Below are 14,987 nucleotides of genomic sequence, written 5' to 3'. Positions count from 1 at the left end.
TTGCTTCGGATGAGGTCGTGTCCCTGGCGTACTGAGGGATATCCACATGATTGAAAACCGGATCGCAATGGCCATCCAGGCGTTCACCGCAGCAAGCCTTCTAATATGCCAGCTTTCGACTTATCAGCGCCGTACATGACGCCCAACGAATTGGTTCGGCTGGTCTGCGCAGAGACCGGACGCGTTGGCCCGAAGATCCCAGCTCGCGGTTTTCAGACTACGATAAACTCAGGCACAGGATGAGGTCCATGTTGCCTCCCGTTCCCCACGGACTTCATTCAGCGTATCGCGGATACTTCCGCGCTACCGCTCGCGCGTGAGTGACCTTGCCCCAGGGGCTTAATCCAGTGTGAAGTTCGTTCTGGCTCACAACAAGGACCAGAGCATGAAGCGCAGCCGCTTTTCGGAAGAGCAGATCATCGGGATTTTGAAGGAGCATGAGGCCGGCGTGTCGGTTGCCGATCTGTGCCGCAAGCATGGCGTCAGCGACGCCAGCATCTACAAATGGAAGGCGAAGTTCGGTGGAATGGAGGTGTCGGAGGCCAAGCGGCTGAAGACCCTGGAGGACGAGAACACACGGCTGAAGCGCCTTTTCGCCGATGCCATGCTGGACAACGCGGCCTTGAAGGACCTCGTGGGAAAGAAATGGTGACGCCCGCGGCCACGCGGAAAGCTGTCACCGAGGCGCCCACGGGATGAGCGAACGGCGGGCGTGTAAAGCCATCGGCTGCTGCCGCATGACCATGAGATACCAAACGACTCGGGCGGACGAAGCCGGCCTTCGCCAGCGCATGCGGGCAATCGCCCAGGAGCGCCGCCGCTTCGGCTATCGACGCCTGCATGTGCTGCTCAAGCGGGAGGGTCAACCACAAGAAGCTGTTCCGGCTCTACCTGGAAGAGAGGCTGGCGGTGCGGCGGCGTGGCGGCCGCAAACGGGCGATCGGGACCCGGGCGCCAATGACGGTGCCGATGGCGCCGAACGACCGCCGGTCGCTCGATTTCGTGTCGGGTCAGCTGACCTGCGGCCGCCGCTTCCGTATCCTCACCGTCGTGGATGACTGCACCCGCGAGTGCCTGCCGATACCTCGCTCTCCGGCATCCGCGTGGCGCGGGAACTGGACCGGCTGGTGATCGAGCGCGGCAAGCCCAAGACGGTGGTCAGCGACACCGGCACCGAACTGACCAGCACCGCCATCCTGACCGGGGCGGATCAGAGGCGCGTCGCATGGCACTACATTGGGCCGGGCAAGCCCATGCAGAATGCCTTTATCGAGAGCTTCAACGGCCCGCTGCGGGATCAACTGAACGAGACGCTGTTCACGTCGCTGGCCCAGGCTCGCGTCGCACGCGGATGCTGGCGGGCCGATTACAACGATGCGCGACCACACTCGCAGGATGGAAAACGCCCTCCGAGTTCGCCTTCAGCTGTCACCCGCGCCGGGATCTGGCGCTGCGCTATGCCGAAAGCTCCGCCGCCAGCTCCCGTCGCTGCCACCACCCAACCGGGCAAATCCAACAGCCGGAGCGAACTCAGGATTGAATAACACTTGGGGGCAAGGTCATGGCCCGCATTGTGAGTCCGGTGCTTCCAGTCTGACGAAGAGATGCGGCAACCGGGCGCGTAGCGGGGATGGGCGACTGAAACGCCGTCCAAGAGGGGAAAATGTTCGACGTGCTTCAGAAGCTTGGAAAATCAGGAGCAATATCGCGGCTGCATTTGCGAAGTGTGCCCATCCGTCCGCCGCCCCCTGTTCAAGTACGGGAGTTCTTAGATCATGATGCTTACAGCCGTTCCGCAACAGTTGAGTGAAGTCGCCGCCCAGCTCGTCCCTATCTTGCACCTAGATATTCGGCCGCTGAAAGCACCGAGGCGAAAAGCGCGACTGGCCGATCCTTCTGACTCTCGATTCTTACAGTCATCGTCCCTTGATTATCGAAGCTGACAACTGTGGCCGCGTGTGTATCATCGAGGTAGTAGGGCCAGAGTCCCCATCCGATTTGCGATAATCTCCGCTTTGTCGACCTCGCTGAACGTAGCCCCGGAGCTATAGTGAATCCGCATTTCCACAACTATTAGGAGGCTCGACAGGAACCGCGGCAATGTGCCCCCAGGGCCGAAAGTCGTATCCCAGCCGGGCGGTGGCATCCCAGGGCTTACGATTACCCACATTTTGGGGCAGAGTTTTTGGGAAAGTTTCGCTCCCGTTGCGAGATCGATGAATCGCGATAATCCGCGCCACATGATCAGAGTCCCTGGTGGCGGATCGTTGGCGCGGGCGAGATAGCCGCCGAGCCTGGCGATCTTGATGAGATAATGCGACAATGTCTTTCGTTGGTGCTGACTGGAGTCTTGTTTTCGACGAGCCGATCAAGCAATTGGATTTCAGCTTTGGTCAGCACAAATTCCGGTGAAGCATTTTGCGCTGAACGATTGAGCATCGTCATCCAAAAGATGCGCCAGCTCACAATGCAGAATACCGAGATCAAATTCGTGAATCGCTGAGCAGTCCGCAGTTGCGAGTCCTCTGCCCTACAGCCGGATTTGAGTATCTTGTGGAAGACCTCGATCTTCCATCGAAGGGAATACCAATCGAGTTTCTCGATCGCATCCCTGCTCGATTGCACCGGAAGATATGTCAGGAGTTTCCATTCAATCTTCTTTCTGTTCTTTGCGCGCTCCTCGTTCATCAGCGTGGATCACTGTCAAAGTCAAAGCTGGATACCGCGACTGCTTGCCTATGGGTGGCAAAATACGGATTTTACGATACCGGATTTCACGAACAGCCTGGTCTGGATTGCCCTTGCTATCCTGGACTTCGATCCGGTGGAGGCCTTTGACCATGACCTCGTCCATTATCGTTGCAACGGTATGATCGCCATCGCCTGCCAGGCGATTGACACAGGTCCTTACCAGAAATGCGTTCCAACCTCTTGGGCGGCACAAAACAATTCATAAATGTCGGCCTCACGATCACCGATATGGATGCACTGCGATGGCTCCTCGAAAAGGTCCGTGGATTGCTTGAGGTTCTCCAGCCACCGAATGCTCTCCTTGGTTTCAATGGGGATCCGTGTCGGGTTGACCTCGCGCCTAAGCGCAGCGACCCCTTTGAATTTCTTTCTGGTCCACACTTCACGGCGTTGAGCCCCGGGGGAAGCCCTCGAGGGTCACCGCAAGGCTCGAATGCATCAATATTCCGCATGTCGTGTACGTTTCGGGTTTTCCGTCCAATCTTCGCGAGTTCCTTCTGGGGACACGCTTAATGATCCCGATCAGATCCGGGCGCTCCCTTTGATAGGTGAATTCGGTCGTATCATGCAGGACAAGACAGGCCCTTTCGCAGCCGCGATAAGTTCCCGCGTGGATTCAAGATGACCAGACAGGATTTCGGCCTCGCTTACTCGTTCATTGGAGAAGAAAGGATAGGCCGCCTTGGTATTCGCCCAGTCTTGGCAAACCACCGGAATGCTCTGTCCGATATCTCCACCAATCTGCTGCAGCAGCATGCGAAAGCTCTCGCCAAGTCGAGCGTCCCGGAATTCGCACAGCGCAGCTTCACGGTCAAACCAAGTCAACGCGTCAGACGCCAACCGATGCGCCTTCTCATCCCGGACGCGTGAAGTCAGTCCCATAGAGCACTTTTTCTCGAATCAGGTGCCCATCAAAGAATCGCAAGCGATTCTGGCGACTCAAGTTTCTCGGCTCAGTGCACCTCAAAAAAGTGGGTAACCGTAAGATCCCAGGGGAGCGTACCCGGATTATTATAGGCCATTCCGAGTGCGGAAGAGAGATACCAGTCTGCAGGTGTTGGCGAGAAGTTCAACAGGCCGAACGATCGAAGCGCATTCTGCACGAACCGTGCTTGGAGAATACGAATGTTGTCACAGCTACTCCATTCGGCGGCAGCTCAGGATGCCTGACGTTGACACGTCTGCCTCCAGACGACCGCATCCACGATCTCGGGCGCCAATGCAGGCGGCGCTTTGGATGAGCTTCGGCGAACGACAATAAGCTTAGTGCGTCGCATCACGCGACTCCCAACCCGGCGCACTATGTCATTTCTTACGACCGCGAGCTTCGGCACTGAACAGCGCTTTCGTGAGGAAAGCCGACGCATCGCTCTCAGCGCCGAGATAGGTTCCGGCGGCTTCGACAAGAGCACCGATCACGATCGGTATCTTGTCGTCGCTGGTGATGATGATCGTCATCGCCCGTCCTTGTCGAAGCTTGCCGAGGGCGACGACCCGCTCGATTCGCCCTACTGTAGAAAGGCCATAGCCCGGCTTTTGAATTGTTCTGAACGTCTGCTTGCTCATCTTCGCTGTAGGTGACGAATGACTGTACGAGTACATCCATCTTATTGGCAATTAGCAGCGTCGTGGTGAATGGTTGCATGTTGCCCTCAGGCCCGAATGTGCGTTCGCAGTTGATTATTGAACCCGAATCCCATGGTGCGGCGTTCTTGTTGTGATGTGCAAGACCTAGCGCCGCCGAATACTGGGCGTGGGCTGACGGGCATCACATTCGCGAGTGACGCGTCGGGAGAAACACCGCTTGCAGCGAACTTCTCGCTAAACTTTGAGGATGAGCTGCTGCCTCCCCAAAGGCCGAAAAAGCCGCCGGACGAGCCGTTGATTCAAGATTTTGAGACATCGGTGTTCCACGTTCCTTGTGCGACATTGAACTTGCGCGACGGGGCCTTTAGCAGCAGCTCGACGATGTCGCTATAGCCGATCGAGAAGGTGATCGGCTCCGTGCCGCTGGGTCTATACGGCATGGCGTTATTCATCGCCACGAAGATCGGATCTAGGTTGTCTCGGTTGAGCGCGATGGCGCCTTGGCGTGCTTTAGCAGAGCAGAGCTCGCAACCAAGAGGCCATACTTGGAAATCGTGCCCGGTTGGACCTGCTTCTTGCTTGTCGCGTGTCTCGGCCCAAGCCTTGTAACAGACTGGATCCACGGTATCCTGGAAGCGCTCGGAAGCAGGCTGGAGCGCGGAAAGTACGCCCTGATAATCGACTGAAAACTTGTTGCCGCCAGCTCCGAGCCGACATTCATATTGAGTGTGGCTGGCGGAATGATATCGAGATAGTCCCACAACCGGCTGTCGGCACCGGAAACTCCGATGAGGGTGGGGCGGGTTGGAGTACCTGAAATGGCGAAGTCGTCTCGTAGCCCAGCCCCGTGGCAAGTGCATTGAAGAAGCCGTTCTGCAGCTGATCGAAGTTCGTTGGGTCGGCGATTGAGAGTTCCCTCCGGATAAGTGCACGTGCTGCTGCTCGGGCCGCCGGGCGTCGGTAAGACGCACTTGTCGACCCCGCTCGGGCGAGAGGCGATCCTGGCCGGTTACACGGTGCGATTCACCACGGCGACGACGCTGGTCGCTGGCCTCGCCAAGGCGCGCGAGCGGCGCCTGGACGAGAAACTGCTCGCGCTGGCGAAGCCAAAGCTGCTGATCGTCGACGAACTCGGCTACCTGCCGCTGGAGCCCGACGCGGCGCATCTGTTCTTCCAGCTGGTCAGCCGCCGCTACGAAACCGGCGCCATGCTGATCACTTCGAACCGCAGCGTTGCCGAATGGGGCACCGTGTTCGCAGATCCGGTGGTCGCCACCGCGATCCTTGACGGGCTCCTGCACCACAGCCACGTGCTGACCATCCGCGGCGACAGCTACCGCCTCCGCGTCAAGCGAAAGAGCGGCCTCATCAAGGCGCCCGCCGCTGACGGCCCGACATCATGAACCCGAGCGTGGGGGCAGTTCTTCATGACGCAAAGGGGGCAGTTCCGGATGGCGTTTGACAGGCTTCGGGCTTTAGGCCGTCAACCAGATCTCAGAAAGATCCAACTCGCTTTCAGCGGCAGAAATCCGTGCCGAAATGGCTTGTCGCACCCTCTCGCATGCTTGAGCCAACTTGGCACGATCTGCGGACTTCTGATTCGCGTAAGATCGAGTTCGATTCTAGAGCCGCGAGTCAGTGTCACTTATGCGTTATTTTATCTACTATACAACGAGCCGCGCTGCAAAAGGATTGCATTCGACAACGGGAAAAGATTGCTCCGAAGGACGGGTTCGAACCCGTGGTCAGTCTGATTTCCATTCAGCAGCAGAGCCGCGGACTGGTTTTTGACCGGGGACGATCGGTCAAGGCGCTTTTTATTCTCGAAACCGTAGGTTCGAACCCATTCCTCACGCAGAAAATACTCAAGATTGAAGCCAAGAAGCCGTTCATATCGGTTCGCAAACCGCCGGACTCACTCACGTTGCTGGGAATCGACGAGGACGTTCGAACTTTACAGGGTAAAGGTGCCGAGTGGGCATAAGAGATCTTACGTGACCTGCAACCGAAGATGATCAGCGCATTCTGCAAAATATCAGCGTTCTCCGGCAGCGCTTCGAACCGGAGTTGGTGGCGAAGGAGGAGACTTCTCGTGCCCGCCGGGCAAGCGGTACGAAATCAATCTTTAGCGTGCGAGAACGTTGCGCGATATCAGTCGCTTCCGCAGCGGTGACCTCCTCTCCTGAGAGTTCTTTGTATATACTACGAAGTTCTTCGAGTCGTTCAGACTTTGTGGCTTGCGGGTAGCATACCCGATGCAATGCACTTGCGCCGCGCGTTCTTCACAGGCGTGAAATTGTGCCGTGGTGAAGGACTACGTTGCGGCGGGCGGGGTGAAGCCGTTCAGGTCGCCTGAGCGCCGAAACGGCTCGATGGCCTTGAAGGTTGGCTGCGCGAGAGGTTCATTCGGCATCGCGGCAATGCAAATGTGGTGCGCCAGGACCTGTTGACCGAGGAAGGCGTGGCAGTCAGCCGGCGAACGCTGCAACGCGCCGTGCAGCCCTATCGCCAGGCACTCAAGGCGGAAGCGCTGGCGACGACGCGGTTCGAGACGCCCCCGGGCCGGCAGCTACAGATCGACTTCGGCGAGCGTCTGGTCGAGATCGGCGGGGTGAAGGTCAAAGCATTCGTGTTCGTGGCGACGCTCGGGCATTCGCGGCGGCTGCATGTGCGTGCGTTCCGGGGCGAGAAGCAAGAGCACTGGTTCGGTGGGCTCGAGAGCGCATTTACGACTTTCGGCGGCGTGCCGGAGGAAGTGCTGATGGACAATCCACGCGCGCTCGTGGTGCGCCACGACGCGGTGAGCCGGTCGGTTCAGTTTAACGCCAAGCTCATCGCGTTCGCGAAGCATTGGGGCTTCCGTCCTAGCGCCTGCGCACCGTATCGGGCGCGCACGAAGGGCTAGACGGAGAATGGCGTCGGTTACGTGAAGAAGAATGCGATCGCGGGGCATTCCTTCGCGAGCTGGGTGGCATTCGAGGCGCATCTCGCCGAGTGGGAGCGTGAGGTGGCGAACGTGCGTATCCACGGCACGACCGGCGAGGCGCCGATCGTCCGCTTCGCGCGTGACGAGACACACAGGTTGAAGCCGTCGAGGTCGGTACGAACAGCTACTCGGTGCGGTTGCGGCCGGCGAGGTGCGTATCCGCCAAGGCATGCGCGAGGTTGCGGTCCACAAGCAATCGGAAGGTCGCCGGCTGCGGATCGTCGATACCACCCACCTCGACGGTGTTGCCGGGCAGAATGGCGCGGTCTGCCGACCGGAGATTGCGGCAGCGACGGTGCCGGCATCGTCTCCACTGCCCTCGTTGTTGCGTCCTCTTGCCGAATACGAAGCAGCGATCGGAGGGAGCTTCTGATGGCGCGCATAAAGAAGGCTACCGAAGCACCAATCGATCGGCTCGACGCCATGCTGGCACGATTGCAGCTCGCCGGCATCCGGGACCAGCTCGACAACCTGCTCGACGAGGCGGCGCGCGCGAACCTGTCGGCGCGTGAGACGCTGATCCTGCTGTGCTAGCGCGAGATCGCGAAGGATCATCGCCGCATCGAGATGGCGCTGAAACTCGCACACTTCCCGGCCGTGAAGGAGCTTGCCGGCTTCGACTTCGAGGCGCAGCCGTCGATCGATCCGAAGCAGATCCGTGACCTGGCCGCGTCACGTTGGATCGCCAACGCAAATTCAAGGACAGACCAAGCATTGCGGAGTGATTGTCCGCTGATCACCGAAAAGAAAATGCCCACCGAGCAACGTGATGGAACGTTTCGGCCGCTACTGCCCCCGGACCAGAGTTACGCTAGAAGAAGCAGCTTCTGGATCAAGCAGCGCGGGCGTTCGAGAGCAACGGCGACAGCGCAGCCGGGCACGAGCGCGAGATTGAGAAGCTGCACGCCAAGATAGGCCAGTTGATCATCGAGCGGGAGTTTTTAGCGAAGGGCTACGGAAGATGAGCGCCCCGGATCGCCGCGTGCTCGTCGACCGCAATCATGGAGAGCTGTCGGTGCCCCAGCAGTGCCAGCTGCTCGGCGTCGCTCGCTCAAGCGTCTATCGGCCGCGCCCTCAACGACGATGACGATTCGGCGCTGATGCTGCGGATCGATGAACTGTTCGTGAGTTGGCCATTCCTCGGCTCGCGTCGGGTGACCGCGATGCTGCGCGCCAGGGCCATGCCGTCAATCGCAAGCGCGTGCAGCGGCTGTTGCGCAAGATCGGCCGGCAGAGCTTGGCGAGGATTCTGATAAGAGTTCGCGTGCTGTCCCCGCCCATCCGGATGGGTATCTGAACTTGCCGCCCACTCGGGTGGATGGTTGATGTCCGTTTCGCTCGTGAGCACCCAACCAGAGGGCCGGCGGTCGGGGGGCGTTGCATTTTGACGAAGGCCTGTGATTTAAACTCCCAAACTGGGGCGTCGGACCATTTGCCAGAACTCGCTGGTCGTCAATCGGGTGCCATCAAGCGCATCTCGTGTCACAGTCAACTACCTGCTTAGGCAGTTGATCGAAGCGACAAACATAGGACAAATCGATGCCAAGGAATGCGTTTCTGCGTGGCTAAACACCTTCACATCTGTAGTTTTCAAGCGCGGGATCGAGGCAGGTGGCTGGACGGATAAGCCGAGCTGCTAGTGATTCCAGATGCATGCCATGGCTTGACGAGGGAACGCAATTTGCCGGCGAGAGCTGCCGTGTATTGACACGTTACGACGTTCGACCGAGGCATTGCGTTCTCGGGTTGCCCAGGCGAACGGAGCCTGATGCCCCTGTAATTCCATCGCGCTGCCGAAGACATGGAAATATGGAGTGCGAATAGCGACGGCTATTCGTTCGTGATCAGCTTCCAGAGCCCGACTGGTCGTGGCTTCCGCGGAAGGTCGGGCTACGTCGCCTCGTGGCGTCCGCTTGACCAGAGCCGTGGCTCGATCAGGATTCTCGGCTGGCCGCTCCAAAGCTTCGCTGATGCCGAGAATGCGTGCAACAGTATGCTGAAGTACCTTCGAGACGTGAACTGATCCGCACTCGCTGAGAATATGGAGCCTTGCCAAATGACTCAGTCGCGAGCGCCGCCCAGGATACTCGATCGAATCTCACCGCTCACTCATTATGCAAAAGGCGTTGGAGCAATATGCTGGTAGCCGATGCAGACGAAGTTGATCTTTAGGAATGGCAGTCGGGATGATGAGTTGTGTACAATGAGCAGCAGACAGCTTAAAGATGAGTACGACGCCCAGGAAGCCGAGGCGATTGCCGCGGCACTTGACCTCACGCTCGATGAATTGAATCAAATCGAGTATACGATAAACGAGATCGCCAACGACGATGGGCTGGTTTACGCATACGGCGTAGAAATCAAAGAAGGAGCCCCGCAGTACATCCTCGACAAGCTTGCGCCGCTGCCCAGGCGGGGCAACTTAGTGGTTGTGCGGGGATACGCCCACGACGCAGATCAAGAGGAAATTGAAATAGAGATGGCCAGGAAACCGTTTACAAAGTAAAGCTCTACAACATCGCTACAGATGAAGTGGTTATCTCCCGGCGCATGGCCACCTACGACGGGGCAGCCAAAATGGGAGGGTGGCCGGTTGAAGGCACGGGTCATGTAATTGAACTAGCTGACCTAGAACCCGGCGAGGAATGGACACCTCGCGATTTCGATCCGACCACGATATGACGGTGCTCACGACTGAGCATCTGCTCATTTGGCTAGCGAAACACATTGCCGCTGTTGCTAGCGCTGTCTTCGGATGCATGCTGGCGCTGGCCAGGCGGGCGCTTGATCACAGGTCACACCTAGCAAAGCACCGATCCATTTGAATAGCGTTGGCGCTTACGGCAAGGAATAAATGCCATAGGCGATCGGTCTGACGAAGGTACCAGGTAAACAGTTTTGCTTATGTTGATGTAAGGAAAGATCTCTACTCGCGTCGCGGCAATTAGAGAATGGTGATAAATCTCGCGTGAGGGCGAGATACGATAGAGTTGCTTAAGTACGGGCATTATGAGAATCGCGTTCTCCCAGTAGACGTCCTTCACTGTTCCTTTGAGGTTGAAATCGGAATTCGTTAGACCAAACTCAGAGACAGTCCGGTATTCCTCTGTTCCTGGGCTTTGACTAACGTGCACCAGCGTCCCTCCCGCCTCAGTGATCCTGTAAAGTTGCGCACCCCACTTCTCGATGGGTTGGGTTCGAAATCTTAACGGCCCGGTTGCCGATGTTTGCCCTGGGGCATCACCGAACTTGAACGGTATTCCTAGCTCCTGCAGTTCGTTGTTGATCTTCGTGTAGTACTCCTTTTTTCGCTGCTTCCAATCAGATGTTGAATTGAGTTTTGTTATATCGTCGTCCGACATGCTTTGAATCGTCTTCTCTATTCCGTCGCCGTAAAAGAACACGTTTACGTTCAACAAGTCAGGAAAAGAGTGCGAGTAATCCCTGAATGCAGACGCGGCACCACACGCAACGACTAGGAGCAGCGCAAGAAGGCGAATTAGCCCCTTGTGAACGTCGTGCTCTAATGAGATCCAGTCGAGCAACGAAATCCTCACCAGTCCTGTCTTTTCGAACACTGTTTGGGGAAAAAGAAAAAGCAAGCGGCATACGAGCGCCGCTATGGAAAGAGATAGTAAGTCAGGCCAGCGGCCTAGCATTGCGAACCGTCTCCGCTCTATCTAAAAACGTCGCAATTGCCTCAACAGTTGCATCAGGGCACTCCTCTTGAGGCATATGTCCACAAGCTTGGATGACGTGTAGCTTGGAGTTGCAAGATCACGGTTCAATCGATGGCCATTCTCAAGAGGCACAATTCTGTCGTTATTGCCCCAGATCAGAAGAGCTGGGATGCTAATAGATTTGAGTGGCGCGAGGTACTTACTGAGATGAGAAGGCGCAATCTCCTTAGCCATTCGCCTGATGGCAACTCTTGCTTTTTGGTGCTCAAGCATTTCGGCATACACACTGCAACTTGTGAGGACGTAATCTTCGTGCTGTCAAAATAGCATTGCTCAAGAACCGATCGGGCCTGCAACATGCGGCGGTTTTACTTGCTTTCGACCCAACCGACCCTCTTCGGCGGGGTCTCGCTGATCCGCAAGCGGGGCCGGATCGGCACGACTGGCCAGACGATGGTGCAGACGCCGGATAAAGCCGTTGCGCCAAGCCTCAGCCGCACCGGCGCGTTGTCGGCTGCCGCTGTTTGCAGCCTCGTGTTCGAATTTGCGTTGGTGATTGCGAGCGCACGGTCCATCCACGCGTCTACCGGGTGATCGGCGGTCTCGAAAGCGAGCACAACAACGGACTGTTGCCCGTCACCGCGCCCATTGTTGAAGGCTTCGCGCGAATCCAGCAGCCGAACATTGGCGGGAAAGAGCCAGGTTGGTACTGTCCAGAATCTTTCGCACTTTTGATCAGGCGACGGCTCCGGTTTCAGAGAGTTGTGGCTGATAGAGCGGTCGCATGTTCATGTAGCATTTGGTCGACCACGCCGTTCCGGCAATGTGCCGCAGCCGGGCCGCCGCTAAGTTGAGACAGGATTGACCGTCGGGGAAGGCGCCGACGACACGGGTTCGTCGCCGGATCTCCTTCATGATGCGCTCGAGCGGATTGTTCGTTCGAATCTTCCGCCAATGGATGTCCGGAAAGGCATAGTAGGCGAGCGTCTCGTGAACCGCCTGCTCGACGAGATCAGCAGCTTTGGCCATACGGCTGGCCCGCAGATCCGCGATGACGGTCCTGGCTTTCTCGTCGGCCGCGGCGCGGCTCTCCTGGGCATGAATGGCCTTGAGCATGTGGCTCACCTCGCGGACCCGGGTCGACGGCACGTGGCTGAAGACATTACGATAAAAATCATGCAGCGTTGATAGCGTGCCTCCGGCAGATAATCCGCAACGCTTTCGACAAGACCTCGGCACGCGTCGGAAACCACCAGCTGCACGCCCTTGAGACCGCGATCGACGAGATGCCGCAGAAACGAGGACCAGCCGGATTTGTCCTCCTTGGCGCCTTCACAGATGCCGAGGATCTCCCGGAACCCCTCAGCATTGACCGCCGAGGCCACCAGCAGCGACACGTTGCGAACCTCACCAGCCCAGCTGCGCTTCATCACGATGCCGTCGAGGTAGAGATACGGATGCTCGCCTTCGATCCTGCGATTCCGCCACGCCTCGATCTTGGTATAGATCTTCTTGTTCAGGTTCGACACTGTGCTCGGGCTGACCCGGGTGCCCCACAGCGCCTCCGTGATGTCTTCGACCCGCCGAACCGAAATCCCGGCCAGATACATCTCGATCAGCGCCTCCTCAACCGAGCTCTCCCGCCTCCGGTAGCGCTCGATAATCGCCGTCTCGAAGGTTTGCCGCCGTAGCTTCGGAACCTTCAGATTGACGTCGCCCGCCTTGGTCTGCAGCGTTCGCTCGTAGCTGCCTGCCCGCGTGTCCTGCCGCGCCGGGCTGCGCTCATACCGCCCAGCACCGCACAGCTGGTCCGCTTCGGCCTCCAGCATCGCGTTCAGTGTCTCTTCCACTGTCCCGCGGACCATCTCGCCCAGCTGATCTCGAATCCGGGCCTCATCAATTTGGATCACCTGACCCATGGCATTCCCATCGTTCATTCAAAGCTCCTTCATTCTAGAAGAAGCCGTCAATCCTGAAAGTGCGAAAGACTCTGTACGTTATCACCAAGGGCGCCCGGCAATTACGTCAACGATCGTGACTTCACGATGGGACTGCGGCGTAGGCCGAAGCTGACTCCAATCCAGCTCGCGCCCGCCACGATTAGATCGACGCCGAGAAACAGGCCCAGAATATAAACACTGCTTATCGGCCAACGCGCTAAGATCAACGATCCAATCAGCAGAGTAATGACGCCCGATATCGCCAGCCAGGACCGGGGCGTTGCGCGTTTGATGCTGAACGCCAGGATCAGGCGCATGATGCCGGCGGCGACCAGCGATGCGCCGAGCGCCAGCGTAAGCAGCACAGCGGCGAGCGTAGGATTATCAAATGTCACAAGCCCCGCGACGATGTAGAGCGCACCCAAAAGAGCGCATAGCAAGAACTTGCCCCAGGTCTTAACCTGGAAAGCATTGATCATTTCGGCAACGCCGGCGACGATCATCATCACGCCAACTAGCACCACACTCGCCATCGTCGCGAGCGCAACGCTACCAAGCGCCACGAAGCCAGTGATCAGATAAACTACGCCGAGGGCGAAAACCCAACCCCACTTCGTTAGCGAAGCGGTGCCCGGACCAGCTCGAAGCCGCACGATATCAGACGAACTTGTCATGGAGGTCTCCGTTGCCAAAGCTGTGCCGCAGCATGGCGCGCCTAGCCATCGCTTTGTTGCGATTAGGGTTGAGCTTGCGGGCCGTTGCGAGCAGCCGACTCAGTGTGCCCATCAATCTATATGCTCGCCTGCTGGGTGCCATCCGCATCGTGACCTCCTCTCTTCGGGCTTGGACCGCATCCCAGGACGCGGGAGGACCACATTACTAAGCCCGGCGAGGCGGTGTCGTAGGCCGAGCAATTGGCGTGCCACGTTTTGCGAGCCGCGCGTCGAGAGCGAACCAGCTTCTTCGTGACGCGATCGTGAAATCGCGGCCGTTTGTGGCAGCTTGCCGCCAAACGTCTTAAGTCCGACGCGCATGAACGCGACAACATGAACATCTTGCGCGTGGCGGCGATTGGCCTAACCGCATTCTCGAGGGGGTGGTATGCGCGCCCACACGACGGAGTTGGACAAACACGAAGGCCGAAAGCTGTCATCCATCCGGTACATTATCCTCCTCGGAGCCACTGGTTACAGTACTCCCATGGCTGAGCGCTCCAGAACCGAGATGGGGAGTGACGACGCCCTCGATAGTGATTCCCTCTCCTTTGGCACGGCAAATGCAGGTCTCCTGCAATGCGCGCGGCCTGAGGAGAAATCATCCTATGATCACGCGAATGGGCCGCTCACGAAAGCTCAAGCCTACTCGGCGGCCGCAACCAACTCCTGATGAACCGGTCGAAGCAGCGTAATCCAACGAACGGCGTTGTCAGGCATCGCAATGGTCTACGGCGATGGGGTGAGCTCGGCGAAAGCCGAACATTCCTCTTTGCAATGGAGAAGCATCATGTCCAGAGTCACAGACGTTCTTGTTGCTTTTGATACGGAATCCATTCTTCAGAAGTACTCGAATCCGAGCAAAAGACCGGACAGCCCCACTCTCATTGATTTCCGCCATGTCTACATGATCACAAATCAGGACAACGTGATCAGTGGGCAAGCGGGCGGCGAGCTCGACCTGAAGGCCCAGGTCGGGGATTTGATTCGTTGGCGCGAGACCAGCCTCTCCCTTGGGTTCGAGAAGTCAGTGATCTTCTACCGCTTCATCGGAAACGTAGGGAACGAGCTGATCTCGACGCCGACCCCGCGGAAGGCGGAGGCCTCGTTCGCGCATCCCAATCCTAGCAATCCGTCCGTGCCGACATGTCAGACGATCGCCAATTACTATTGGTCCTCGGAAACTTTGGCTATCGGACGAGTTACCTACCATTTCAACTTCATGGTCGTCGATCGCAATTGCAGCGCGCTGGGATACTTCTCGTGGGATCCGTTCATCAGCATCCACAATTGATGCGGATGATCATCAAGGCGTCGAAGGAACCGCGCA

General features: G+C 57.9%; 15 protein-coding genes and 3 pseudogenes. 10 read left to right on the top strand and 8 right to left on the bottom strand.

The window, feature by feature from the left end; all coding sequences use genetic code 11:
• Positions 1-385 precede the first annotated feature (385 nt).
• A pseudogene (locus N2604_RS06595) lies at positions 386-1,544 on the top strand (IS3 family transposase).
• A gap of 700 nt (positions 1,545-2,244) precedes the next feature.
• On the opposite strand, the gene N2604_RS06590 reads toward N2604_RS06595, so the two are convergent.
• The 5 genes from N2604_RS06590 to N2604_RS06570 form a co-directional block, all read right to left on the bottom strand.
• Complete coding sequence (locus N2604_RS06590; RefSeq protein ID WP_245334297.1) at positions 2,245-2,688, bottom strand: transposase; 444 nt, start codon at positions 2,686-2,688, stop codon at positions 2,245-2,247.
• Positions 2,651-2,842 carry a hypothetical protein gene (locus tag N2604_RS06585; RefSeq protein ID WP_225115037.1) on the bottom strand — a complete coding sequence of 64 codons (192 nt, stop codon included), beginning with the start codon at positions 2,840-2,842 and terminating at the stop codon, positions 2,651-2,653. Before N2604_RS06585 ends, N2604_RS06590 begins: the two co-directional genes overlap by 38 nt.
• A gap of 431 nt (positions 2,843-3,273) precedes the next feature.
• Complete coding sequence (locus N2604_RS06580) at positions 3,274-3,633, bottom strand: transposase DNA-binding-containing protein (protein ID WP_245334296.1); 360 nt, start codon at positions 3,631-3,633, stop codon at positions 3,274-3,276.
• A gap of 423 nt (positions 3,634-4,056) precedes the next feature.
• Positions 4,057-4,317: a hypothetical protein gene (locus tag N2604_RS06575; RefSeq protein WP_141697797.1), complete on the bottom strand. Its 261-nt coding sequence runs from the start codon at positions 4,315-4,317 to the stop codon at positions 4,057-4,059.
• Between the two features lie 320 nt (positions 4,318-4,637).
• On the bottom strand, positions 4,638-4,961 hold the full coding sequence (locus N2604_RS06570) for a hypothetical protein (protein WP_158672121.1): 324 nt from the start codon (positions 4,959-4,961) through the stop codon (positions 4,638-4,640).
• Between the two features lie 306 nt (positions 4,962-5,267).
• Between N2604_RS06570 and N2604_RS06565 the strand changes: the two are divergent.
• The 7 genes and pseudogenes from N2604_RS06565 to N2604_RS06535 form a co-directional block, all read left to right on the top strand.
• Positions 5,268-5,741: pseudogene (locus tag N2604_RS06565) on the top strand (ATP-binding protein); the annotation flags it as partial.
• Between the two features lie 338 nt (positions 5,742-6,079).
• On the top strand, positions 6,080-6,322 hold the full coding sequence (locus tag N2604_RS06560; protein ID WP_124163926.1) for a hypothetical protein: 243 nt from the start codon (positions 6,080-6,082) through the stop codon (positions 6,320-6,322).
• A 444-nt stretch (positions 6,323-6,766) separates the two neighbouring features.
• Complete coding sequence (locus N2604_RS06555) at positions 6,767-7,243, top strand: DDE-type integrase/transposase/recombinase (protein ID WP_260374205.1); 477 nt, start codon at positions 6,767-6,769, stop codon at positions 7,241-7,243.
• Positions 7,244-7,493: 250 nt separating this feature from the next.
• Positions 7,494-7,697, top strand: coding sequence for a hypothetical protein (locus N2604_RS06550; protein WP_158672120.1), 204 nt, complete (start codon positions 7,494-7,496; stop codon positions 7,695-7,697).
• Entirely contained in the window at positions 7,697-7,858 is a 162-nt protein-coding gene (locus N2604_RS39550; RefSeq protein WP_370137892.1) for a hypothetical protein, read from the top strand. Before N2604_RS06550 ends, N2604_RS39550 begins: the two co-directional genes overlap by 1 nt.
• 33 nt (positions 7,859-7,891) lie before the next feature.
• Positions 7,892-8,239 (top strand): ATP-binding protein, encoded by a 348-nt coding sequence (locus tag N2604_RS39545; RefSeq protein ID WP_409241681.1) that lies wholly within the window; start codon positions 7,892-7,894, stop codon positions 8,237-8,239.
• Between the two features lie 1,288 nt (positions 8,240-9,527).
• Entirely contained in the window at positions 9,528-9,830 is a 303-nt protein-coding gene (locus N2604_RS06535) for a hypothetical protein (RefSeq protein WP_124163925.1), read from the top strand.
• 295 nt (positions 9,831-10,125) lie between these two features.
• On the opposite strand, the gene N2604_RS06530 is transcribed toward N2604_RS06535, so the two are convergent.
• On the bottom strand, positions 10,126-10,983 hold the full coding sequence (locus tag N2604_RS06530) for a hypothetical protein (RefSeq protein WP_158672119.1): 858 nt from the start codon (positions 10,981-10,983) through the stop codon (positions 10,126-10,128).
• Positions 10,984-11,361: 378 nt separating this feature from the next.
• Here N2604_RS06530 and N2604_RS06525 point away from each other — a divergent pair, with 378 nt between their 5' ends.
• Positions 11,362-11,598, top strand: coding sequence for a WGR domain-containing protein (locus tag N2604_RS06525; RefSeq protein WP_124163923.1), 237 nt, complete (start codon positions 11,362-11,364; stop codon positions 11,596-11,598).
• Positions 11,599-11,739: 141 nt separating this feature from the next.
• Here the strand turns inward: N2604_RS06525 and N2604_RS06520 are convergent.
• Positions 11,740-12,923 (bottom strand): annotated as a pseudogene (locus N2604_RS06520) (IS256 family transposase).
• A 101-nt stretch (positions 12,924-13,024) separates the two neighbouring features.
• Complete coding sequence (locus tag N2604_RS06515) at positions 13,025-13,618, bottom strand: HdeD family acid-resistance protein (protein ID WP_124163802.1); 594 nt, start codon at positions 13,616-13,618, stop codon at positions 13,025-13,027.
• Positions 13,619-14,447: 829 nt separating this feature from the next.
• Here N2604_RS06515 and N2604_RS06510 point away from each other — a divergent pair.
• Positions 14,448-14,951 (top strand): inclusion body family protein, encoded by a 504-nt coding sequence (locus N2604_RS06510; protein WP_036032112.1) that lies wholly within the window; start codon positions 14,448-14,450, stop codon positions 14,949-14,951.
• Positions 14,952-14,987 lie beyond the last annotated feature (36 nt).

The organism is Bradyrhizobium sp. CB1015 (assembly GCF_025200925.1).
Classification (GTDB): domain Bacteria; phylum Pseudomonadota; class Alphaproteobacteria; order Rhizobiales; family Xanthobacteraceae; genus Bradyrhizobium.
The sequence above is the reverse complement of the archived record's forward strand: the minus strand, read 5'-3'. Positions and strand labels throughout refer to the sequence as shown.

Bases quoted from the DNA above. Each gene is read 5' to 3' on its own strand.
- N2604_RS06590 (WP_245334297.1), bottom strand. From the start codon at position 2,688: ATGAACGAGGAGCGCGCAAAGAACAGAAAGAAGATTGAATGGAAACTC.
- N2604_RS06585 (WP_225115037.1), bottom strand. From the start codon at position 2,842: ATGGTCAAAGGCCTCCACCGGATCGAAGTCCAGGATAGCAAGGGCAAT.
- N2604_RS06580 (WP_245334296.1), bottom strand. From the start codon at position 3,633: ATGGGACTGACTTCACGCGTCCGGGATGAGAAGGCGCATCGGTTGGCG.
- N2604_RS06575 (WP_141697797.1), bottom strand. From the start codon at position 4,317: ATGAGCAAGCAGACGTTCAGAACAATTCAAAAGCCGGGCTATGGCCTT.
- N2604_RS06550 (WP_158672120.1), top strand. From the start codon at position 7,494: ATGCGCGAGGTTGCGGTCCACAAGCAATCGGAAGGTCGCCGGCTGCGG.
- N2604_RS39550 (WP_370137892.1), top strand. From the start codon at position 7,697: ATGGCGCGCATAAAGAAGGCTACCGAAGCACCAATCGATCGGCTCGAC.
- N2604_RS39545 (WP_409241681.1), top strand. From the start codon at position 7,892: ATGGCGCTGAAACTCGCACACTTCCCGGCCGTGAAGGAGCTTGCCGGC.
- N2604_RS06535 (WP_124163925.1), top strand. From the start codon at position 9,528: ATGAGCAGCAGACAGCTTAAAGATGAGTACGACGCCCAGGAAGCCGAG.
- N2604_RS06530 (WP_158672119.1), bottom strand. From the start codon at position 10,983: ATGCTAGGCCGCTGGCCTGACTTACTATCTCTTTCCATAGCGGCGCTC.
- N2604_RS06525 (WP_124163923.1), top strand. From the start codon at position 11,362: ATGCGGCGGTTTTACTTGCTTTCGACCCAACCGACCCTCTTCGGCGGG.
- N2604_RS06515 (WP_124163802.1), bottom strand. From the start codon at position 13,618: ATGACAAGTTCGTCTGATATCGTGCGGCTTCGAGCTGGTCCGGGCACC.
- N2604_RS06510 (WP_036032112.1), top strand. From the start codon at position 14,448: ATGTCCAGAGTCACAGACGTTCTTGTTGCTTTTGATACGGAATCCATT.